Source organism: Ruegeria sp. HKCCD7221, from assembly GCF_013031225.1.
Taxonomy (GTDB): domain Bacteria; phylum Pseudomonadota; class Alphaproteobacteria; order Rhodobacterales; family Rhodobacteraceae; genus Ruegeria.
The window spans coordinates 15,472-36,762 of record NZ_WPZE01000002.1 but is presented as its reverse complement, the minus strand read 5'-3'; the positions used below and the strand labels follow the sequence as shown (position 1 = coordinate 36,762).

Here is a 21,291-nt window from a genome sequence, read left to right as displayed (position 1 = left end):
CTCCCCCGGGATATTTTTAGCCAGATGAAGAATGGATCCTGGTTTTGACTTTGAGTGATGTGCAGAACGGATTGGCCGCGCAGGGCTATGTTGCTGATAATCGGTTGGCAATGGCGCTGCACTTGGCGCAGGCGTTGGGGCGACCATTATTGCTGGAAGGGCCAGCAGGGGTTGGCAAGACCGAGGTCGCCAAGGCGATGGCCGCATGGCGGGACACGCGTCTTATTCGGTTGCAGTGTTACGAAGGGCTGGACGCCAGTCATGCCATCTATGAATGGAACTATCAGCGTCAGTTATTGGCCATTCGCGCGAGTGAAGCGCAGGGCGGAGCCAGCGAAGCACAATTATTTTCGGACGAGTATCTGCTGAAAAGACCTTTGTTAGAGGCTATTGGGGAAGAAAAACCACCGGTTTTGCTGATTGACGAAATTGACCGGGCGGATGAGGAATTCGAAGCTTATCTATTGGAAATCCTATCTGACTTTCAGATCACGATTCCGGAATTGGGAACGATTAAGGCGCGGGTTCGGCCAATCGTAATCCTGACGGCAAACGGCACGCGCGACTTGTCGGACGCGTTGCGTCGGAGGTGCCTATATAGCTTCCTTGATTATCCGTCACGCGAGACGGAACTGGCGATTTTGCAGGCTCGGATGCCTGAGATCGAGGGTGCTTTGGCGCGGCAGATCATTGGTGTGGTGCAGGCGCTTCGGAAAGAAGACCTTGAGAAGACGCCTGGCATTGCCGAAATGCTGGATTGGTCTGCGGCTTTGGCCGGATTGGGCGTGAATGATCTGGCCCAGGCGCGTGATGAGGTTCAGGCAACGCTTGTCTGCCTGCTGAAAACAGCCGCTGACTATGATGCGGCCCCGCCCGAGGTGATGGATCGCTTGATTGGAAAGGTTGCGTAATGCAGGTCACGCGGTTTCCTTCCCGTGCTTCTGGATTTGCGGATCGCATGTCCGGCTTTGTGGCGCATCTGAGGATGAATGGGATGCGGGTAGGGCCAAAGGAAACAGCGGGCGCTTTGAACGCGTTGTCTTTGATTGACGCGACGAATGCGGGTCAGGCCCGGCGTGCTTTGTGCGCCGTGCTTGCAGGAGATGCCGAAGATTGGCGTCGGTTTGATGACTTGTTTGACTCGTATTGGTTCAACGCCGGGAAGCAACGGGAAGGGTCGGCCAAGTCTGCTCATGTTCGCGTCCAGTCGGCCAAACCGATGATCTGGCAGCAACAGGACAAGGCGCAGGACGCTGCGCAATCCGGAACAGATCAACCCACCACGCCGGATCCGGGTGAGGGAGAGGCAGAGGGTATGGACGGCAGGCTGATCGCGACCCGAACGGCGAATCTGTCGCGTCGGGACTTGCGAGAGTTGATGGATGATGAGGCTCTGAATAAGGCCGAAAGGACCGCAACGTCGCTTGCCCGTGCTATCCGTGACCGCCGGTCGCGCAGGCGCAAGCAGGCGTCGAAGGGGCCGGCGCTGGACCTGAGGCGGATACAGCGCGCCAGTCTTGCACGGGGCGGAGAGCCGATTGACCTGTACCGTCGCACCCGCCCACCGCGTCCGATGCGCATTGTTGCGTTATGCGATGTCAGCGGGTCCATGACTGTCTATTCCCGCGTATTCTTGGCATTTTTAAAGGGTTTGATCGGCAGCGGCACGGAGGCGGACGCCTATTTGTTTCACACGCGTCTGATGCGCGTCACCGATGCTCTGCGCGATCACGATAGCCTGCGTGCAGCGGGGCGGCTTTCGCTGATGGCAGAGGGGTTCGGGGGCGGTACCGATATCTCGGGCAGCTTGGAGCGGTTCGTGTCAGGCTATGGTGCACGCGCGCTGAACGGTCGAACGATCGTGTTGATCCTGTCTGACGGGTATTGCAGTTCGGACCCGCAGGCGCTGGGCGCGGCTCTGGCGCGCATCCGGCGAAAGGCGCGGCGGATCGTCTGGCTGAACCCGTTGAAAGGGTGGGAAAACTACCAACCCATCGCGGCTGCAATGCAGGCGGCCGAGCCCTATCTGGACGCCCACCTCCCAGCCAATACGCTTGAAGCGCTTGCAGCGCTTGAACCGCAATTCCGGAAATTGTGAAAGGAGCCCCATGGCAAATTTCGACATATTCGACACGATAGAAGAGCTTCGCCGGACAGGCGACGCGTTTTGCGTGGCAACGGTTTTACGAACGGCAGATGCGACCTCGGCCAAGGCGGGCGGCAAGGCGGCGATCACACGGGATGGGCAGATACTGGGCCATTTGGGTGGCGCGTGCGTTCAGCGGGCCGTCAGGACATCGGCGCAGGATGCATTGTCCAGCGGTGCGCCGCAGATGATCCGTATCAAACCTTCGGACAAGGTGGTGAGCATGACGGACCCGGATGGTGTGCAGACATTCAAAAGCGGCTGCCCCTCGGGTGGAACGGTTGATCTGTTGGTGGAGCCTTATCAACATGCGCCACGTTTGGTGATTTTCGGAGGGTCGCCAATTGCGTCCGCTCTTGCCGATCACGCGGCGCTGGCCGGGTTTCGGGTTTGCGTTACCGAAACGGGCGGGGCACATGCACAGTTCGAACCGGATTTTGTCGGCGATCTTGGATTGGAGGCGCGGGATTTTGTTGTTGTGGCGTCTCAGGGGCGCGGTGATGCTGTGGCGCTTGAGGCCGCACTGAACACACCGGCGCGGCGCGTTTCCATGGTGGCCAGCCGTCGCAAAGCGGACACGCTGATCGACAAGCTGGTGGCAAATGGGCTGGATCCGGCGCGTGCAGGTCAACTGAAGTCCCCGGCCGGTTTGGATATTCACGCTATTGATCCGCATGAGATCGCCCTGTCGATCCTGGCCGAAGTTGTGATGTGGCGGAACACGGACAAGACAAGAGAGGTGTCTGAGGATGAAAAGCTTGCTTAAACGCGTGCGGTCCCTGTGGCCGGCACGCGTCGAACAAACCCCCAAACAAGCGACGGAAACCGCACTTTTGGTTTTCCCGAGATGTTGTTGAACAAAGGAAGTATAAATGGAACTGTCTGACGAAATCCGCATCGCGGCCCCACGTGATGTCGTATACAAGGCGTTGAACACGCCCGAGATTCTGCAGGAATGTATTCCCGGTTGCGAAGAACTGATCCAGCATTCCCCCGAGGAGCTTGAGGCCAAAGTTGTCCTGAAAATCGGACCGGTCAAAGCGCGCTTTGCCGGGCAGGTCACGTTGGATAAATCGAACGCGCCCGGTGGATTTTCTTTGACCGGTGAAGGCAAAGGGGGCGCCGCTGGCTTTGCAAAGGGCGGGGCCGAAGTGACATTGACCGAAGACGGGGCCGAAACTGTGCTGGCTTATACCGCCAAGGTCGATGTTGGTGGCAAGATCGCCCAGCTTGGCAGCCGGCTGATTGCTGGCACGGCCAAAAAGCTATCAGGCAAGTTCTTCACCAAGTTTGGTGAGGTCGTATCGGAACAGGCCGTTTCCTGACGGAATTGGGTTGGTCGGGTCAATTGCCCGGCCAATTCGGACGCAATTCAGTTGACCGTAGGCGCATTCGGCGCAATCACCGTAGTCATGGGCGTGATGCCTGTGGCAGGAGGCTTTGGTGAAAAACAGCGCGGTGCTGGAACAATTGGAAAACTGGATTGCAGTCCGCCCGAATGACTTGCAGGCGATCCGCCGTCTGGTCACACTTTTGGACATGTCAAATAGCGCGCAGGGTGTTTCCGGTGCATTTGGACGGGCCCAATCCAAGCTTGCATCTACACTGCCCAAAGACTGGCAACAGGCGTTTTTGGATCCGTCGGAATGTGCTCTGGCGTACAAAGGATGGCTAAATGTCCTGAAATCCGCAGGCATCAAACACGCGGTGCCGGTCGCTCAGGTATTTTCAGGTCAGGTCCTGAAGGTTCAGGGCAAAGTTCCTTATTGCGACGCGCGTTTGAAGTTCTTTGCAGAAACCAAGGTAATCCCGGCGTTGTGCCACGGTTGTTACAAGGTGCAGATTTTACCCGAATCGCTGGAAAAGATGATCCAGGCGTATCTGGTGCTGTTGAACCTCGACCTTCCCGGTGACAACACCAGAAAGTGCATGATCGAACTTCGTGACGGGATCAAATACCCGTACAAAGGCTACATCTATTGCAACAGCGCGGATGAGGCCAAAGCCTGTCTTGCCGCCTTTGAGGTCAAGTTGGCGGAGTTCGGTGTGTCTGGCCTTCATCAGAAGATCTCTCACGGCTGTTCGGAATACGGGCTTGAGTATCCGGCGTTCAAGTATTCGGAAGACGCAGAGCAGACCGAATTTGAAGCGCCGAAGGATTGGGCCGCAATCGAAGAACAGTACTTCAAGGGCACGAAGTTCCCCAAGCCGCAAATCAAAGCCTACACAAAGCCATTTATCAGTTTGCGTGACGTGTTCGTCTTTCGAACCTGGGCAAAATATGCCCAGTTGATCGGGGATGAAACGGTAACCCCCTACATCGCGCAGGGCGGTCCTGATTTACCAGCTCAGTTCGTGAAACGGGTCAAGGCGCAATCGGCGACACGAAACGCCGAACTGACTGAGCTTGCCGCGATGTCTCAAGGGGCGGCAGGCTGATCCAGAAAGGCAATACGGCCGCCTGATATAGTGGGGTTTTCAAATTTCGGGGGATTTGGTGCCCAGGAGAGGACTCGAACCTCCACGTCCATACGGACACTAGCACCTGAAGCTAGCGCGTCTACCAATTCCGCCACCTGGGCAGGTGTCGTGGAGGGGCGTTTAAGCCTACTGGCGGTGGGCGTCAACCAGATTCGGGAAGTTTTTTGAAAGTTTTTTGACGGACGCCCAAGGTCTGTGGAACAGGGCGCGGATATCCTGAATGCGCGGCGTTATTGCGCCTTGTTTGCTTGGGATTTGAGGGGTAGATCCTGTATGACCCATCAGCAGGAGCCCTCGCATGTCCAAACTGGTCACGATTTTTGGCGGATCCGGATTTGTTGGCCGATACGTCGCCCGGCGTATGGCAGGTGAAGGGTGGCGCGTCCGCGTGGCCGTGCGGCGCCCGAATGAGGCCATGTTCGTCAAAACTTATGGTGTTGTGGGGCAAGTCGAGCCCATATTGTGTAATATCCGCGACGACGCCTCGGTTGCGCTGGCGATGCAAGGCGCTGATGCCGTGGTCAACTGCGTGGGTGTGCTGAATGAGCTGGGCAAGAATGAGTTTGACGCAGTGCAGGCCGAAGGCGCCGAGCGCATTGCGCGGCTGGCAGCGCAGCAGGGGATAGCGCAGATGGTGCATATCTCTGCGATCGGCGCGGATGCGGTATCAGACAGCCAGTATTCGCGGACCAAGGCGCAGGGTGAAGCTGGGGTTCTGGAGCATATGCCGGGCGCGGTCATCCTGCGCCCTTCGGTCATATTCGGGACCGAAGATCAGTTCTTCAACCGCTTTGCCGGTATGACCCGGATAAATCCGTTCCTGCCTTTGGTGGGTGCTGAGACTAAATTCCAACCCGTTTTCGTGGACGACGTGGCCCAAGCCGCCGTGAAAGGTGTTCTGGGACGGGCTCCGGCTGGCGTGTACGAATTGGGCGGACCAGAGGTAAAGACGTTTCGTGCGTTGATGCAGCAGATGCTGGACGTGATTCACCGGCGCCGGGTCATAATTGGAATGCCGTTCTGGGTGGCGCGGATCATGGCCGGAGTGCTGGACATCGTGAAGTTCGTGAGCTTCCAGCTTTTCCCCAATAACATCCTGACCCGTGATCAGCTTAAGAACCTGCGGCGCGACAATGTTGTGTCAGAAGGTGCGATGGGATTTGCCGATCTGGCGATTGAGCCATCGACTTTGGAATCGGTGTTGCCGGAATACCTGTGGAAGTTCCGCCCCTCGGGTCAGTATGACGACATTCAAAACTCGGCGAAGAACCTGAAGATCTGATCAGCTATAGGCGATGATCAGTAATGCTGCGCCCAGAATGACCCGGTAGATCACGTAGGGTGTGAAGCTGACGCTTCGCAACAGGCGCATCATCAGGGTCAGGGCGAGCAGCGCTGCAATGAAGGAAAAGAAGGCAGCGATAGCCCCGTCAATGGCCAGTTGCGCATCAGCTTCGCGGATCACATCGACCGACAGCAAAATCCCCGAAGCCAGAATTGTCGGGATCGACATTAGCATGGCGATCCGGGCACCGTCCTCTCTGGTATAGCCCAGATGCCGCGCGCCCGTGATGGTGATCCCTGACCGCGACGTGCCGGGTATAAGCGCCAATGCTTGCCAAAGGCCCATAATGGCCGCATCCCTGATGCCCCAGTCGCCGGCCTTTTTCGTCTGCGGTCCCTTCTGATCCATCCAGTAAAGCAACAGACCAAATCCCAGCATCGTCCACCCGATTACCGTCATTGAGCGCAGCGATTGGCTGAGGCCCGTCTTGAACAGGATCGCACCGACGATGATTGTGGGAATCGTCGCGATGATAAGGCCCATAGCCAGACGCGCTTCGGCAGAATCGATACGCCCCGTCAGGGCGCGCGGCAGGCCGGAGACCGCCTTCTTGACCTCGGACCAAAAATACAAAACCACAGCACCCAAGGTGCCGACATGGACAGCGACGTCTATGGCGAGACCCTGATCATCTAAACCCGTCAGGCTGGGCAAAAGGATCAGATGACCAGAAGATGAGATCGGCAGGAATTCAGTGATACCCTGAACTATTGCCGTGAGAATCAATTGAAAAAGGCTCATCGAATTGCCCGTGCCACCGTCACGTTTTTATTATGCTCACTGGGTATAAGTGTGATGCGGAAAAGAAAAGAACACAATTAGGTCCGAATCGGAACTAAAAAGGTAAAGTTTTTTCACTCGGATGACTCCCAGCGGCAAAAATTTTCAAAATAGGTCAGTACAATTGACTTTTCATCCGATCATGTATCTCTTAAAGAAGGTCGACCAAGCCAATTCATGGAGTCTGACGCGTGGCCAAGCAACCGATGCTGAAATTTGTGCAAGTCGATCGCGCCATGCCCGAAAAGCGTGCCGCGGACACGCGCAAGGAAGACTTTGACGAAATCTATGCCGAGTTTGCCTCAGCCAAGGCCGAAGAACAGGCCAGCCGCTGCAGCCAGTGTGGTGTGCCTTATTGTCAGTCGCATTGTCCGCTGCACAACAACATCCCAGACTGGCTGCGCCTAACCGCGACGGGCCGCTTGGAAGAGGCGTATCAGACCAGTCAGGCAACCAACACCTTCCCCGAAATCTGTGGCCGGATCTGCCCGCAAGACCGTTTGTGCGAAGGTAATTGCGTGATCGAACAGTCGGGCCACGGTACTGTGACCATCGGCACGATCGAAAAATACATCACCGACACCGCGTGGGACAAAGGCTGGGTCAAGCCTGTTGTACCGGGTGCGGAGCGTAGCGAAAGCGTGGGTATCATCGGCGCGGGTCCGGGCGGACTGGCCGCGGCGGACATGCTGCGCCGTGCAGGTATTCAGGTGACGGTTTATGACCGTTACGACCGTGCAGGTGGCCTGCTGATGTACGGCATTCCCGGCTTTAAGCTGGAAAAAGACATCGTACAGCGCCGCAACGATTTGCTGGCCGACGGTGGCGTAACGTTTGAGCTGAATTGCGACGTCGATGCCGCAAAGTTCGAAGAAATCCGTGGTCAGCACGACGCGGTGATAATCGCAACCGGCGTTTACAAATCGCGCGACCTGTCCATGCCGGGCAGCGGTCTGGGTGGCATCGAAAAGGCCATCGACTTCCTGACTGCCTCAAACCGCAAGAGCTTTGGTGACGATGTCGAAGATTTCGACAATGGCCGCCTGAACGCCGCTGGCAAAAAGGTTGTCGTGATCGGCGGCGGGGATACCGCGATGGATTGCGTTCGCACCTCGATCCGTCAGGGTGCGACCTCGGTCAAATGTCTGTATCGCCGCGACCGCGCTAATATGCCCGGTTCGCAGCGTGAAACCCAAAATGCCGAGGAAGAAGGCGTGGTCTTCGAGTGGCTCAGCGCGCCCAAGGGCTTTGCCGGCGACGACGAAGTCACAGGCGTGATGGTGCAGAAGATGCGCTTGGGCCAGCCCGACGCAACCGGCCGTCAGGCCCCCGAGGTGATCGAAGGCGCGGACTATGTCGAAGACGCCGATTTGGTGATCAAGGCTCTTGGCTTTGAGCCCGAAGACCTGCCCAGCCTGTTCGGCCAGCCCGACCTGCCGGTGACACGCTGGGGTACCGTCAAGGCCGCCTTCCAGACCGGCGAGACCGAAATGGACGGCGTCTATGCCATCGGTGACATCGTGCGCGGGGCCTCTTTGGTCGTGTGGGCGATCCGCGACGGGCGCGATTGTGCCGATGCGATCATCGACCGGTTCAACGCCAAGGCTGCAGTCGCAGCCGAATAGACCCAGCGATCAGGAGCCTCGAAATGCCCGAGTTGCAAGGCCAATGCATGTGTGGCGCGGTCACGGTGACCGCTACGCCCGCGCGCGATGCGCTGGGCGCGTGCCATTGCGACCAATGCCGACGCTGGACAAGTTCGATGCTGGTTACTTTTCAGGCCGAAGAAGGCTACGCCGCGCTTGGGCCGGTCAAGACCTTCACCTCGTCCGATTGGGCCGAGCGCGCCTTCTGCGCCGACTGCGGCTCGGCACTGTGGTACCGGATCACGCTTCCCGGTGAGATGCACGGACACACGCAAATCGCCGCAGGCCTGTTCCCAGATACCGGCCACACGCTGAAACTGGAACTTTATTTCGACAAAAAGCCCGAAGGGTACGCGTTCGCAGGTGAACGCCAGCAAATGACCAAAGCCGAGGTCGAGGCCATGTACGCCCCCTCGGAAGAAGGAGACAGCCAATGACCAAATACGATGCCGATTGGGTGCGCGCCGAAGAAGCCAAACGTCAGTGGATGGCCGAAAACGGTCTCTATTCCGAGGAGGAAGAACATTCATCCTGCGGCGTAGGCCTTGTCGTGTCTGTCGACGGTAAGCCGTCGCGTAAGGTTGTTGATGCAGGTATTGATGCGCTCAAGGCGATCTGGCACCGCGGCGCGGTGGACGCGGATGGCAAGACAGGCGACGGCGCGGGTATACATGTGCAGATACCCGTTCCGTTCTTCTATGACCAAATCCGCCGCACCGGGCACGAACCCAATCTGGATGAGCTGATCGCCGTGGGTCAGGTCTTCCTGCCCCGCACCGATTTTGGCGCGCAGGAAAGCTGTCGGACCATCGTGGAAACCGAAGTGCTGCGCATGGGCTATTACATCTATGGCTGGCGCCACGTGCCGGTTGATGTGACCTGTCTGGGCGAAAAAGCAAACGCGACCCGGCCCGAGATCGAGCAAATTCTGATCTCGAACTCCAAAGGCGTGGATGAAGAGACTTTTGAGCGTGAGCTGTACGTAATCCGCCGCCGGATCGAAAAGGCCGCCGCAGCTTCGGGCATCTCTGACCTTTACTTGGCTTCGCTTAGCTGTCGTTCGATTATCTACAAGGGCATGATGCTGGCCGAGCAGGTTGCGGTCTTCTACCCCGACCTGATGGACGAACGGTTTGAATCGGCTTTTGCGATATATCACCAGCGTTATTCGACCAACACCTTCCCGCAATGGTGGCTGGCCCAACCCTTCCGTATGTTGGCCCATAATGGCGAGATCAACACGCTGAAGGGCAACGTCAACTGGATGAAAAGCCACGAGATCCGCATGGCCTCGGGCACCTTTGGTGACTATGCCGAGGATATCAAACCGATCATCGCTGGTGGGTCGTCGGATTCGGCTGCATTAGACTCGGTTTTCGAGGTTCTGGTGCGCGCGGGCCGCTCGGCCCCGATGGCGAAAACCATGTTGGTGCCGGAAAGCTGGTCCAAGCAAGCGGTCGAGCTGCCTCAGGCCTGGCGCGACATGTATTCCTACTGCAACTCGGTGATGGAACCGTGGGACGGCCCTGCCGCGCTGGCGATGACCGACGGCCGCTGGGTCTGTGCCGGTCTGGACCGGAACGGGTTGCGCCCGATGCGTTATGTGGTGACCGGTGACGGTCTGGTGATCGCAGGGTCCGAGGCCGGAATGGTGCCGATTGATGAGGCCAGCGTTACCGAAAAAGGCGCGCTGGGTCCGGGGCAAATGCTGGCCGTGGATATGAAAAAGGGCAAGCTGTTCCGCGACACTCAAATCAAGGACAAGCTGGCCCGTGCGCTGCCATTTGGCGAGTGGGTCGGCAAAATCAACGATCTGGATGAAACGCTGTCGGACGTGACCGAAAGCGCGAAGTTCAGCGGCGAAGAACTGCGCAAGCGCCAAATTGCTGCCGGTTATTCGGTTGAAGAACTGGAACAAATCCTTGCGCCCATGGCCGAGGATGGCAAGGAATCCATCGCCTCGATGGGCGACGACACTCCGTCTGCGGTTCTGTCCAAACAATACCGCCCACTCAGCCATTTTTTCCGTCAGAACTTTAGTCAGGTTACGAACCCACCCATCGACAGCTTGCGCGAATACCGGGTGATGTCGCTGAAAACTCGGTTCGGAAACCTGAAAAACGTGCTGGACGAAGACAGCAGCCAGACCGAGATCATCACTCTGGGCAGCCCCTTTGTGGGCAACGCCCAGTGGGACAAGCTGGCAGAAAGCTTTGGTTCGCCGCTGGCCGAGATCGATTGTAGCTTTGAACCAGGTCGGGGCGCACTGAATGCCGCTTTGGCCCGCATCAGAGCCGAAGCAGAAGAGGCCGTGCGCTCGGGCGCGGGGCATCTGGTGCTGTCCGACATGAACTCGGGCGAGGGTCGCGTGGCGATGCCGATGATCCTGGCGACAAGTGCCGTGCATTCGCATCTGACCCGTCAGGGGCTGCGGACCTTCTGTTCGTTGAACGTGCGCTCGGCCGAATGTGTCGATCCGCATTACTTTGCCGTACTGATCGGTTGCGGCGCGACCGTTGTGAACGCTTATCTGGCTGAAGATTCACTGGCCGACCGCATTGATCGCGGCCTGCTGGACGGCACGCTGACTGAAAACGTCGCGCGCTATCGCGAGGCGATTGATCAGGGCCTGCTGAAGATCATGGCCAAGATGGGGATTTCGGTGATTTCGTCCTATCGCGGCGGCCTGAACTTTGAGGCCGTGGGCCTGAGTCGTGCCATGGTGGCCGAGTATTTCCCGGGCATGACCAGCCGGATTTCCGGCATCGGTGTCACGGGCATTCAGGCCAAGGCCGAGGAAATCCACGCCAAAGGCTGGGACAGCGGACTGGACGTTCTGCCCATCGGTGGTTTCTACAAATCGCGCAAATCGGGAGAGACCCACGCGTGGGAAGCGACCTCGATGCATATGATGCAGATGGCGTGTAACCGGGCATCCTATGAGCTGTGGAAGCAGTATTCCGCCAAGATGCAATCGAACCCTCCGATCCACTTGCGCGACCTGATGGACTTCAAGCCGCTGGGCAATCCGGTGCCGATTGAAGAGGTCGAGTCGATCACGTCGATCCGCAAACGCTTTGTCACGCCGGGCATGTCGCTGGGCGCCCTGTCGCCAGAGGCGCACAAAACGCTGAACGTGGCGATGAACCGGATTGGCGCGAAGTCCGACTCGGGTGAGGGTGGCGAAGACCCGGCGCATTTCGTGCCGGAGCCGAATGGCGATAACCCGTCGGCCAAGATCAAACAGGTGGCCTCGGGCCGCTTTGGTGTGACCGCCGAGTACCTGAACCAGTGTGAAGAGCTTGAGATCAAAGTCGCCCAGGGTGCAAAACCGGGTGAGGGTGGTCAGCTGCCGGGCATGAAGGTCACCGACCTGATCGCGCGTCTGCGGCACTCGACCAAAGGCGTGACGCTGATCTCGCCGCCGCCGCACCACGACATCTACTCGATCGAGGATCTGGCGCAGCTGATCTATGACCTGAAACAGATCAACCCGCGCTGTAAGGTGACGGTCAAGCTGGTGGCGTCCTCAGGCGTGGGCACGATTGCCGCCGGTGTGGCCAAGGCCAAAGCGGATATTATCCTTATTTCGGGTCACAACGGCGGCACGGGCGCCTCGCCCGCGACCAGCATCAAATATGCCGGTCTGCCGTGGGAAATGGGCCTGACCGAGGCGCATCAGGTTCTGGCAATGAACAACCTGCGCGACCGCGTGACCCTGCGGACCGACGGTGGTTTGCGCACCGGGCGCGATATTGTGATGGCCGCGATGATGGGGGCCGAGGAATACGGCATCGGCACCGCTGCCCTGATCGCGATGGGCTGTATTATGGTGCGCCAGTGCCAGTCGAACACCTGCCCGGTTGGTGTGTGCACGCAGGACGAATCCCTGCGTGCCAAGTTCACCGGCAACGCGGACAAAGTCGTCAACCTGATCACCTTCTACGCGCAAGAAGTACGCGAGCTGCTGGCCAGCCTTGGCGCGCGCTCGATTGATGAGATCATCGGTCGCGCCGATCTGCTGGCGCAGGTCAGCCGGGGTTCGGCGCATCTGGACGATCTGGACCTGAATCCGCTGCTGATCACCGTCGATGGCGCGCAGGACATCGTCTATAACCGCGGTAAGGATCGCAACGCAGTGCCCGATACGCTGGACGCTGAAATCGTGCGCGATGCGGCGCGGTTCCTGAAAGACGGTGAGAAGATGCAGCTGTCTTACGCGGTGCAGAACACGCACCGCACAGTGGGCACACGGGTTTCCAGCCATATCGTTCAGAATTTCGGGATGCGAAACACATTCCAGGACGACCACCTGCATGTGAAACTGCAGGGGTCTGCCGGTCAGTCGCTGGGGGCCTTTGCTGCTCCGGGGCTCAAGCTGGAAGTGTCGGGTGACGCCAACGACTATGTGGGTAAGGGTCTGTCGGGCGGCATGATCGTTGTGCGTCCGCCGCAGGTCAGCCCGCTGAAGGCAGATGACAACACCATTATCGGCAACACGGTTCTGTACGGCGCTACCGATGGGCACCTGTTTGCAGCAGGCCGCGCGGGCGAGCGGTTCGCAGTCCGCAACTCGGGTGCCAAAGTGGTGATCGAAGGCTGTGGCTCGAACGGATGTGAATACATGACCGGCGGAGTGGCGGTGATTTTGGGCAGCATCGGTGCCAACTTCGGCGCGGGCATGACTGGAGGCATGGCCTATCTGTACGACCCCGACGGTAAGGCGCAGGCGCTGATGAACATGGAAACGCTGGTGACATGCCCGGTCACGGTGGATCATTGGGAAGACCAGCTCAAAACGCTGATCGAAACCCATCAGGCAGAAACCTTCAGCCGCAAGGCCGCCGATATTCTGCAGCATTGGGATGTGGAAAAGGCCAACTTCCTGCAGGTCTGCCCCAAAGAGATGCTGAACAACCTCAGCCATCCTCTGACCCACGAGGCGGAAGCGGTTCCGGCGGAATAATTCGCAAGCATAGACAAACGAAGCCCGCGCGCCCTGTCGGCGTGCGGGTTTTCTTATGCTGGTGACGCCCCAGCCGTTTCAAACCGCGATCACTCGTCGTATAGCTGGGATATGGCAAAGAAAGCAGTCCGCAAGAAAAGCGGTAAGAAAAAGAAGGCGTCTAAGGCTAAAACGCCGATCCTGATGCAGATTCGCCGCTGGGTTTTACGCGGTGCTTTGGGCTGTGTGGTGTTTGTGGTTGCGCTGGTCGCGCTGTATTCGGTGGTGAACCCGCCAGTGACACATACGATATGGTCGGAATGGCGCAGGTTGGGCAAGGTTGAACGCGATTGGGTGCCGATCGAAGAGATCTCGCCCATTATGGCACGGTCGGTCGTGGCGGCCGAAGATGCGAATTTCTGCCTGCATTGGGGCTTTGACGTCGAAGCGATCCGCGACGCGCTGGAGGATGGCGGATCACGCGGGGCCTCGACCCTGTCACAGCAGGTGGTCAAGAACGTGTTCCTGTGGCAGGGGCGTAGCTGGGTGCGCAAGGCGTTAGAGACTTCGATTACGCCGGTGGTCGAAATATTCTGGAGCAAACAGCGTATTCTTGAGGTTTACCTGAACGTGGCCGAGACCGGGAATGGAGTTTTCGGGGTCGAAGCAGCAGCCCAGCGCAATTTCAACATTCCAGCGTCAAAACTGTCCTCGGTGCAGGCCGCGCGGATTGCGGCGATCCTGCCGTCGCCGCGCAATCGCTCGGTAACCGATCCCTCGGTGCGTACACGCAGGCGGGCGGCCTCGATCCTAGATGGAGCGGCCACCATCCGCGCAGATGGTCGCGCGGATTGTTTCGAGGATTGAAAAACAAACCCTCTCGGCGCTAAAGCTGGAGGGTATTCACTGGTTCGATTGGAAGATCATGGCGCGTCTGTTTCACGTTCCCCTGTCCCCGTATTGCCGCAAGGTCCGGTTGTCGCTGGCAGAAAAGAAGATTGAGGTTGAACTGGTGGAAGAGAGATACTGGGAACAAGACCCGGATTTCCTGCGCCGTAACCCTGCGGGAAAAGTCCCGGTTCTTCGGCTGGATGGAAAGACCTTATCCGAGAGCACAGCCATCTGCGAGTATATCGAAGAGACCCGCCCAGAACCCGCGCTTTTGCCGAAAACACCGGAAGACAGGTACGAGGTTCGGCGTCTGGTGGCGTGGTTTGATGACAAGTTTCATCAAGAGGTCACCTCGAAGCTATTGTATGAACGGGTGAACAAGAAAATCACTGGCGAGGGCTATCCGGACAGTAAGAACGTCAAGGAAGGTGCCAAGGCAATCAAGTACCATCTGGATTACATGGCCTGGCTGCTGGATCATCGTCGTTGGTTGGCCGGGGATCAGATGACGCTGGCGGATTTTGCAGCGGCTGCGCACCTTTCGGCTTTGGATTATATCTCGGACGTGGATTGGAATCGATCGGCGGCGGTGAAGGATTGGTATGCCAAGATCAAGTCGCGCCCTGCGTTCCGGTCGATACTGGCGGATCAGGTGCCGGGGTTTCGGCCTCCGCCTCATTACGCTGATCTGGATTTCTGATAGGGTAGCAGGGGGGCTGTCTGCCCCCCATCGCGCCGGGGCGCGATTCCCCCCGAGGATATTTTTAGCCAGATGAAGAGCGGATCGGGTTTGAAGGAGAGGTTGGTGGCGCAGGCCCTGAACAAGGGGTTTGTGTCCTGCCGTGTGTGCCGTCCGTGGGACGTGCCAGCGGTGCCCGCGCGGCTGGAGGCGTTCTTGCAGGCCGGGTACCACGGACAGATGGGCTGGATGGCCGAGCGAACCCATTGGCGTGGTGATCCGGCGGCTTTGTGGCCCGACGCGCGATCGGTGATCATGCTGGCTGAGAGTTACGCGCCGGACCATGATCCGACCGAGGTTTTACGGCACGCGGAACGCGGGGCGATCTCTGTTTATGCCCAGAACAAGGATTACCATGATCTGGTCAAAAAACGCCTCAAACGGTTAGCACGGTGGCTGATCGCCGAAGCCGGAGGAGAGGTGAAGGTGTTCGTCGATACCGCACCTGTGCCGGAAAAGGCGTTGGGCCATGCGGCCGGGTTGGGGTGGCAGGGGAAGCATACCAATCTGGTTAGCCGGGACTGGGGGAATTGGGCTTTTATAGGGTCTGTTTTTACTACTTTGGATCTTCCATCAGATATGTCGGAGGTTGATCATTGCGGATCATGTCGGGCTTGTCTGGACGTGTGCCCGACCGATGCCTTTCCGAGGCCTTACCAGTTGGATGCCCGGCGATGCATTTCTTATCTGACCATTGAACACAAGGGTCCGGTAGATGAAGAACTGCGAGGGAAAATGGGGAACCGGATTTACGGCTGCGACGATTGTCTGGCCGCGTGCCCCTGGAACAAGTTTGCCGTCGCCGCAAGTGATCTGAGATATGCGGCGCGTCCCGAGTTGAAGTCTCCGCCCCTGGCGGAACTGGCCGGTTTGGATGACGCGGCATTTCGCGAAAAGTTTTCGGGGTCGCCCATCAAGCGGATCGGGCGGGATCGCTTTGTGCGAAATGTTCTTTATGCGATCGGGAATTCCGGGCTGCCGGAACTGAGGCCGATTGCGGCGCGACTGGTCGACGATCCTGATCCGGCTGTGGCCGATGCCGCGCGCTGGGCGGTGAAACAACTGGCTTGAGTGCCGCAAACGGGGTGGACGTGTCGCTGCGAACCGCTACACCGATCTTCAGCGAACAGTGAGGAGGTCCCGATGGCGTTGGCTTTGGGGGTAGATACAGGCGGAACTTATACGGATGCAGTCCTTGTTCGGGATGAAAAGGACGTAATAGCATCGGCCAAGTCCCTGACCACACGGGCGGATTTGGCGATTGGTGTGGGCAAAGCTATTTCCACGGTGTTGCAGCGGGCGCAGGTATCGCCCGATCAGATCTCGATGGCGTCGCTGTCGACGACGTTGGCCACAAATGCGCTGGTCGAAGGGCAGGGTGGGCGTGTCGCACTGGTGTATATCGGGTTCAAACAGGCGGATCTGGACAGGCACGGGCTGAAGGATGCCTTGAAGGGTGATCCGGCCGTTGTGTTAAGCGGGGGTCACACGCATGCAGGCGCTGAGGCGGCCCCGCTGGATATTGAGGCGCTTTTATCCTTTTTAGACTCACATTCGGGCGTGTCAGGGTTTGCAGTGGCGGCGCAGTTTGCGACGCGCAACCCGGCTCACGAACTGGAAGCTGCCCGGATCATCGCAGAAAAGACAGGCGCGCCGGTTACGTGTTCGCATCATTTGTCTGCCAAGTTGAATGGCCCAAAACGCGCCGTGACCGCCGTGTTGAATGCTCGGCTGATTGGAATGATCGACCGATTGATCGGGCGTGCGCAGGATCAACTGCTCGACCTTGGTATTTCGGCGCCGATGATGGTTGTGCGCGGTGATGGCGCCTTGATGAGCGCAGAGCAGGCCCGGGATCGGCCGATCGAAACCATTCTGAGCGGGCCTGCCGCATCGATTGTAGGGGCAAGTTGGCTAACCGGGGCTGAAAACGCGTTGGTTTCGGACATCGGGGGCACGACCACGGACATAGCGTTGATCCGGGATGGAAAGCCAGCGATTGATCCGGCTGGCGCGCAGGTGGGCGGGTTTCGCACGATGGTCGAGGCCGTGGCCATGCGAACGCATGGGCTGGGCGGTGACAGTCAGGTGCACGTAAAGACTGAAGGCCTAGCAGGCGGTGTATTCCTTGGGCCGCGGCGGGTTTTGCCTGTCTCTCTGATAGCGGCAGAGCATCCCGAAATTGTTCATCCGGTACTTGACGCGCAACTCCGTGCGACAACGGTGGGAGAGCATGATACGCGCTTCGCGCGTCGCGTGCCTGGCCTTCCTGCCGAAGGACTGGGGCCGCGGGAGGACGCGTTGTTGGACAGGCTCGGGGATCGGGTTGCACCACTGTCTGAGCTGCTGAAAACCCGAATGGAAAGCGGCGCACTGACACGGCTTGTGGATCGCGGGATCGTTCAAGTCAGTGGCGTCACCCCGTCTGATGCGTCCCATGTGCTTGGGCGACTGACTTCGTGGGACAGTGAAGCGGCGCGTAAAGCGCTGGAGCTGGTGGCGCGCAAGCGTGTTGGTACCGGGGATGTTCTGGCTGCAACGCCCGAAGCATTGGCCGAGATGATCGTCGCTCAGTTGACCGAGCAAACCGCATTGACCTTGTTAGAGACTGCTTTTGCGGAAGAAATTGAGGATTTTGGGCTGTCTGCCACAGATCTGGCCCGCCATGTTATGACGCAAAAAGGGCTGGATCGGCACCGCGGTTTGCTGGCACTGGATGCAGCCCTGAATGTGGATGTGATCGGCCTTGGGGCGTCGGCGCCCAGTTACTACCCAGCGGTGGGTGAGCGACTGCATTGCAATATGATCCTGCCCGAACATACCGGTGTAGCCAATGCGATTGGAGCTGTTGTGGGCCGCCTGACCTTGCGCCGATCGGGGACTGTAACGTCACCGTCAGAGGGGCGCTATAGGGTACATCTTGAGAGCGGGCCACAGGACTTTACCGAACCTGAAGAGGCATTGGAGCTTTTACAGACAGCCCTGAAAGATGAGGCCGAAGGCGAAGTCCGTCAGGCGGGTGCCGAAGACATCCGGGTGATTGTCAGCCGCGATATTAGGACCGCACGAATTGAGGCGCAGGACGTTTTTGTCGAAGCGACCGTAACGGTCGAGGCCAGCGGTCGCCCGAGGGTGGCGTCAGGTTAGCCCCAGGCTTGGGGCTATCCATTATTCGGCAGCATCGCGTTTGGGCAGAACCCAGTCAGAGCGCGGGAAATGGCAGGTATAGCCGTTGGGGATACGCTCAAGATAGTCCTGATGTTCCGGTTCAGCGTCCCAGAAATCGCCAACGGGTTCGATTTCGGTAACGACCTTGCCGGGCCAGATGCCACTGGCATTCACGTCGGCAATCGTATCCAGCGCGATCTGTTTCTGGGCATCATCCACATAATAGATTGCGGATCGGTAACTCATGCCGACGTCGTTGCCCTGCCGGTTGACGGTGGTCGGGTCGTGGATCTGGAAAAAGAACTCCAACAGGTCGCGATAGGTGATCTGCGTAGGGTCAAAGAAGATCTCAATCCCTTCGGCATGGGTTCCATGATTGCGATAGGTGGCGTTTGGTACGTCACCGCCCGTGTATCCGACGCGGGTGCGCGATACGCCGGGCAATTTGCGGATCAGGTCCTGCATGCCCCAAAAGCAGCCACCGGCAAGAACGGCGCGTTGTTCGGTCATTGGATATCCTCCACATGGATCAGGTATTCTGCATAGCCTTCATCCTCCATGTCATCGCGATGGATAAACCGCAAGGAGGCCGAATTGATGCAATAGCGCAGCCCGCCATGTTCGCGCGGGCCGTCTGGGAACACGTGCCCCAAGTGGCTGTCCCCGTGTTTCGAGCGGACCTCGGTCCGGATCATGCCCAGCGTGCGGTCGGTGAACTCTTCCACATGTTCGTGCACGATGGGCTTGGTAAAGCTGGGCCAGCCGCAACCGGATTCATATTTATGGGTCGAGGCAAACAGCGGCTCGCCCGAAACAATGTCGACATAAATCCCCGGTTCCTTGTTGTTTAGAAGCTTGCCAGTGCCCGGGCGTTCCGTCCCGCTGTTTTGCGTGACGTGGTATTCCTCGGGTGACAGGGCAGCAATCGCCTCGGGGTCTTTGGTGTATCGGGTCATTGGTCCTCGGGACGTGTGGAAACTGGTCTGACCTAATAAATGGGGTTTGAGCGGCGAAAGCAAAGGGGGTTTTGCCTTCCTCGCGCAGATGTGCGGGTATCAGCCGGGTTTCAACGCGGGCTGTCGGGAAAGCTGAACGGCCAGAATTCCCAATGTGGTCACACCAACGCCGACCGCATCCAGTGGTCCAAGTTTCTCACCAAGTAAGATTGCGGCGATTGTGACGCCGAAGACCGGGTTGAGGAAATGAAACGTGGCAGCCCGTGTTGCTCCGATCCTGTCCAGCAACAGGAACCATATGAAGGTCGCCAGCAGGCCGGGGAAAAGGGTTGTATAGGTAAAGGCCAGCGCCAGTGGGACCGTCGGGTGGATATAGATGGTTTCAAACAGCGGTGCGGCGGCAAACAGAACTGTGGATCCCACCAGCATTTGCAGGCCAACAATCATCATGAAATTCCCGCCCGAGGTTGCCCCGCGTACTGCCAGCGTCGCAAAGGCCAGTGCCAGCGCCCCAATGCCACAAAGCATCACGCCGAACATGTCGACCCCAGCGCTGATGCGGCTGCTCATGATCAACGCGACGCCGGCGAACCCTGCAAACAGACCAAGCACCCCCATTGGACGCAACCTGTCGCCCAGAAACAGCCAACTGGCCAGCGCCACCAGAAGGGGCATGGTCGAGGCGATGATCGCTGCAACCGAGGCTTCGACAGTCTGCATGGCATAAAAATTCAGACCCAAATACAGGGCATTTTGGCAAATACCGAATAGAATGGTTGCGTACCACTGTGATCGGGTCAGCCGCCAGCTTTGGCCCATGGCCCATGCGATCGCGACCCCAATCAGACCAGAGATCAGAAACCGAAGGGCCAAAGAAAACAAAGGTGAGGCATCCGCCACGATAATGCGTGCCGAGGTAAAGGCCGACGACCAGATAAACGCAAATGTCAGCCCCATGGCCATGGCACGCAGATCCACCGCCACTCTCCTTCGTTGATTTCGGGCACTGTTCCTTAAATCGGTAAGGGTCGCAAGATGTTGGGGCCAATCCTCGACCGCCAAGTTCGTACTAATGCGCTGTCTTGGTCTAAACGCTTAGAAGATCAAGCCTATGATGCTGGGGTTCTCTTTCGACAAAACCCAATCACACCTAAGTTTTTCACTGTCTCTTGTTTGCGACGCAGGCAACAAAGCACCGAAATTTTGCATCTGGAAACTTGTGCGAGAAAAAAACGTGTGTCTTGCCCGGACCAGATTTCACAAATTGCATATCTCTGCTGGTTATTTGATGATTGCGAATTCTGGTCTCTGGTCTGTTTGCAAACAGGCTGGCCCAGCCCGGAGTAGTTGGCAACTCTGCGGTTTTACTCGCTCCGTCTTGATAAATACGACAGGCGATTAGTTGACCAAATGCGGTGTTCGGGATTTTGATTTCATAAGGATGCGCCATAATGCGAGGATAAGATTTGACTTCGAAATCGTAAATTTCCTCATATGTGATTTCTGCTTGCAAGCTGTAGGGGTTTGAACGGCTACATTCTGCAACTGCGGAAGAGGGAAGCACAGACAGCAGGCAAAACAACAGCGTGGCGCAGGAAAAAGTTCGGAATAGCATTTGTTGATTTCATGGGTTCGGTTGTTGAAACTGAACCAAGTATAAGCCCGTACTTTGACAGCATTTTGGCGCGACGAAATTAGAAAACACCTGTTGAAGCTGATACGAATTTCTTAATTGTGGAAATATGTGGGAAAAGAAAAAGGGCCCCCGAACGGCGGCCCTTGATCATTTCGCAGTGAAAGCTGGGTTCAGCCGTTTACGCTGTCCTTCAGAGCTTTCGCAATGGTCATCTTGACCACCTTGTCGGCCTCTTTCTTGAACTGCTCACCGGTGGCGGGGTTGCGCACCATGCGCTCGGGGCGCTCGCGGCAGTAGATTTTGCCAACGCCGGGCAGGGTCACTGCACCACCGGCGGATACTTCGCGGGTAATCAGGCCGGTGATGGCCTCAAGCGCGCTGTTGGCGGCTTTCTTGTCTGTCCCCATTTCCTCAGCGAGAGCAGCAACCAGCTGAGTCTTTGTCATAGGCTTTGCCATTTCTTGGTCTCCTTAACGTGCCCGATAAATAGGGCCTCACCGCGTAACTGTAACGGGATATTGTGGCCGAACACAACGAATAGTAGCGCCGAAAACCCTA

The 21,291-nt window shown here is 57.9% G+C and carries 19 protein-coding genes and 1 tRNA gene; 13 read left to right on the top strand and 7 right to left on the bottom strand.

The features are described 5' to 3' along the window. Positions 1 to 110: 110 nt before the first annotated feature. The 5 genes from GOX73_RS05800 (at position 111) to GOX73_RS05780 (ending at position 4,585) form a co-directional block, all read left to right on the top strand. Positions 111 to 911 (top strand): AAA family ATPase, encoded by an 801-nt coding sequence (locus GOX73_RS05800; RefSeq protein WP_370456771.1) that lies wholly within the window; start codon positions 111 to 113, stop codon positions 909 to 911. Beyond that, on the top strand, positions 911 to 2,098 hold the full coding sequence (locus GOX73_RS05795; protein ID WP_171123663.1) for a VWA domain-containing protein: 1,188 nt from the start codon (positions 911 to 913) through the stop codon (positions 2,096 to 2,098). Before GOX73_RS05800 ends, GOX73_RS05795 begins: the two co-directional genes overlap by 1 nt. A gap of 10 nt (positions 2,099 to 2,108) precedes the next feature. Then, positions 2,109 to 2,912: an XdhC family protein gene (locus GOX73_RS05790; protein WP_171123661.1), complete on the top strand. Its 804-nt coding sequence runs from the start codon at positions 2,109 to 2,111 to the stop codon at positions 2,910 to 2,912. Between the two features lie 106 nt (positions 2,913 to 3,018). Then, positions 3,019 to 3,471, top strand: coding sequence for a CoxG family protein (locus GOX73_RS05785; protein WP_171123659.1), 453 nt, complete (start codon positions 3,019 to 3,021; stop codon positions 3,469 to 3,471). A gap of 118 nt (positions 3,472 to 3,589) precedes the next feature. After that, positions 3,590 to 4,585 carry a hypothetical protein gene (locus GOX73_RS05780; RefSeq protein ID WP_171123657.1) on the top strand — a complete coding sequence of 332 codons (996 nt, stop codon included), beginning with the start codon at positions 3,590 to 3,592 and terminating at the stop codon, positions 4,583 to 4,585. A gap of 56 nt (positions 4,586 to 4,641) precedes the next feature. Here the strand turns inward: GOX73_RS05780 and GOX73_RS05775 are convergent. After that, a tRNA-Leu gene (locus GOX73_RS05775) sits at positions 4,642 to 4,728 on the bottom strand. A gap of 197 nt (positions 4,729 to 4,925) precedes the next feature. Here GOX73_RS05775 and GOX73_RS05770 point away from each other — a divergent pair. Next, positions 4,926 to 5,909, top strand: a complete 984-nt coding sequence (locus GOX73_RS05770) for a complex I NDUFA9 subunit family protein (RefSeq protein ID WP_171123655.1) — start codon at positions 4,926 to 4,928, stop codon at positions 5,907 to 5,909. Here the strand turns inward: GOX73_RS05770 and GOX73_RS05765 are convergent, their stop codons facing one another. Continuing rightward, on the bottom strand, positions 5,910 to 6,713 hold the full coding sequence (locus tag GOX73_RS05765; RefSeq protein ID WP_171123653.1) for an undecaprenyl-diphosphate phosphatase: 804 nt from the start codon (positions 6,711 to 6,713) through the stop codon (positions 5,910 to 5,912). A 230-nt stretch (positions 6,714 to 6,943) separates the two neighbouring features. Between GOX73_RS05765 and GOX73_RS05760 the strand changes: the two genes are divergently transcribed. From GOX73_RS05760 to GOX73_RS05730, 7 genes are all read left to right on the top strand, one after another. Further along, positions 6,944 to 8,377 carry an NAD(P)-dependent oxidoreductase gene (locus GOX73_RS05760; RefSeq protein ID WP_171123652.1) on the top strand — a complete coding sequence of 478 codons (1,434 nt, stop codon included), beginning with the start codon at positions 6,944 to 6,946 and terminating at the stop codon, positions 8,375 to 8,377. Between the two features lie 23 nt (positions 8,378 to 8,400). Then, positions 8,401 to 8,835 carry a GFA family protein gene (locus tag GOX73_RS05755; RefSeq protein ID WP_170786066.1) on the top strand — a complete coding sequence of 145 codons (435 nt, stop codon included), beginning with the start codon at positions 8,401 to 8,403 and terminating at the stop codon, positions 8,833 to 8,835. Continuing rightward, positions 8,832 to 13,364: a glutamate synthase large subunit gene (gltB, locus tag GOX73_RS05750; RefSeq protein WP_171123650.1), complete on the top strand. Its 4,533-nt coding sequence runs from the start codon at positions 8,832 to 8,834 to the stop codon at positions 13,362 to 13,364. The genes GOX73_RS05755 and gltB overlap by 4 nt, the downstream gene beginning before the upstream one ends. 111 nt (positions 13,365 to 13,475) lie before the next feature. Further along, positions 13,476 to 14,210, top strand: coding sequence for a monofunctional biosynthetic peptidoglycan transglycosylase (gene mtgA, locus GOX73_RS05745; protein ID WP_171123648.1), 735 nt, complete (start codon positions 13,476 to 13,478; stop codon positions 14,208 to 14,210). A 58-nt stretch (positions 14,211 to 14,268) separates the two neighbouring features. Further along, positions 14,269 to 14,934, top strand: coding sequence for a glutathione S-transferase family protein (locus tag GOX73_RS05740; RefSeq protein ID WP_171124273.1), 666 nt, complete (start codon positions 14,269 to 14,271; stop codon positions 14,932 to 14,934). A 72-nt stretch (positions 14,935 to 15,006) separates the two neighbouring features. Beyond that, on the top strand, positions 15,007 to 16,044 hold the full coding sequence (gene queG, locus GOX73_RS05735; RefSeq protein ID WP_171123646.1) for a tRNA epoxyqueuosine(34) reductase QueG: 1,038 nt from the start codon (positions 15,007 to 15,009) through the stop codon (positions 16,042 to 16,044). 72 nt (positions 16,045 to 16,116) lie between these two features. Then, positions 16,117 to 18,120, top strand: a complete 2,004-nt coding sequence (locus GOX73_RS05730; protein ID WP_171123644.1) for a hydantoinase/oxoprolinase family protein — start codon at positions 16,117 to 16,119, stop codon at positions 18,118 to 18,120. A 21-nt stretch (positions 18,121 to 18,141) separates the two neighbouring features. On the opposite strand, the gene msrA is transcribed toward GOX73_RS05730, so the two are convergent. From msrA to GOX73_RS05705, 5 genes are all read right to left on the bottom strand, one after another. Then, positions 18,142 to 18,651, bottom strand: coding sequence for a peptide-methionine (S)-S-oxide reductase MsrA (gene msrA / locus GOX73_RS05725; protein WP_171123642.1), 510 nt, complete (start codon positions 18,649 to 18,651; stop codon positions 18,142 to 18,144). Beyond that, positions 18,648 to 19,097, bottom strand: a complete 450-nt coding sequence (gene msrB, locus GOX73_RS05720) for a peptide-methionine (R)-S-oxide reductase MsrB (RefSeq protein ID WP_171123640.1) — start codon at positions 19,095 to 19,097, stop codon at positions 18,648 to 18,650. Before msrB ends, msrA begins: the two co-directional genes overlap by 4 nt. A 99-nt stretch (positions 19,098 to 19,196) precedes the next feature. After that, positions 19,197 to 20,075, bottom strand: coding sequence for a DMT family transporter (locus tag GOX73_RS05715; protein WP_171123638.1), 879 nt, complete (start codon positions 20,073 to 20,075; stop codon positions 19,197 to 19,199). A 181-nt stretch (positions 20,076 to 20,256) separates the two neighbouring features. Beyond that, positions 20,257 to 20,712, bottom strand: a complete 456-nt coding sequence (locus GOX73_RS05710; RefSeq protein WP_171123635.1) for a hypothetical protein — start codon at positions 20,710 to 20,712, stop codon at positions 20,257 to 20,259. Positions 20,713 to 20,903: 191 nt separating this feature from the next. Further along, complete coding sequence (locus GOX73_RS05705; protein ID WP_068341148.1) at positions 20,904 to 21,191, bottom strand: HU family DNA-binding protein; 288 nt, start codon at positions 21,189 to 21,191, stop codon at positions 20,904 to 20,906. Positions 21,192 to 21,291 lie beyond the last annotated feature (100 nt).

Excerpts from the sequence above, each read along its gene's own strand:
- GOX73_RS05790 (WP_171123661.1), top strand. The coding sequence starts at position 2,109 with ATGGCAAATTTCGACATATTCGACACGATAGAAGAGCTTCGCCGGACA.
- GOX73_RS05705 (WP_068341148.1), bottom strand. The coding sequence starts at position 21,191 with ATGGCAAAGCCTATGACAAAGACTCAGCTGGTTGCTGCTCTCGCTGAG.
- GOX73_RS05755 (WP_170786066.1), top strand. The coding sequence starts at position 8,401 with ATGCCCGAGTTGCAAGGCCAATGCATGTGTGGCGCGGTCACGGTGACC.
- GOX73_RS05800 (WP_370456771.1), top strand. The coding sequence starts at position 111 with ATGGCGCTGCACTTGGCGCAGGCGTTGGGGCGACCATTATTGCTGGAA.
- msrA (WP_171123642.1), bottom strand. The coding sequence starts at position 18,651 with ATGACCGAACAACGCGCCGTTCTTGCCGGTGGCTGCTTTTGGGGCATG.
- GOX73_RS05710 (WP_171123635.1), bottom strand. The coding sequence starts at position 20,712 with ATGCTATTCCGAACTTTTTCCTGCGCCACGCTGTTGTTTTGCCTGCTG.
- GOX73_RS05770 (WP_171123655.1), top strand. The coding sequence starts at position 4,926 with ATGTCCAAACTGGTCACGATTTTTGGCGGATCCGGATTTGTTGGCCGA.
- GOX73_RS05740 (WP_171124273.1), top strand. The coding sequence starts at position 14,269 with ATGGCGCGTCTGTTTCACGTTCCCCTGTCCCCGTATTGCCGCAAGGTC.
- mtgA (WP_171123648.1), top strand. The coding sequence starts at position 13,476 with ATGGCAAAGAAAGCAGTCCGCAAGAAAAGCGGTAAGAAAAAGAAGGCG.
- queG (WP_171123646.1), top strand. The coding sequence starts at position 15,007 with ATGAAGAGCGGATCGGGTTTGAAGGAGAGGTTGGTGGCGCAGGCCCTG.
- GOX73_RS05765 (WP_171123653.1), bottom strand. The coding sequence starts at position 6,713 with ATGAGCCTTTTTCAATTGATTCTCACGGCAATAGTTCAGGGTATCACT.
- GOX73_RS05730 (WP_171123644.1), top strand. The coding sequence starts at position 16,117 with ATGGCGTTGGCTTTGGGGGTAGATACAGGCGGAACTTATACGGATGCA.
- gltB (WP_171123650.1), top strand. The coding sequence starts at position 8,832 with ATGACCAAATACGATGCCGATTGGGTGCGCGCCGAAGAAGCCAAACGT.
- msrB (WP_171123640.1), bottom strand. The coding sequence starts at position 19,097 with ATGACCCGATACACCAAAGACCCCGAGGCGATTGCTGCCCTGTCACCC.
- GOX73_RS05785 (WP_171123659.1), top strand. The coding sequence starts at position 3,019 with ATGGAACTGTCTGACGAAATCCGCATCGCGGCCCCACGTGATGTCGTA.
- GOX73_RS05795 (WP_171123663.1), top strand. The coding sequence starts at position 911 with ATGCAGGTCACGCGGTTTCCTTCCCGTGCTTCTGGATTTGCGGATCGC.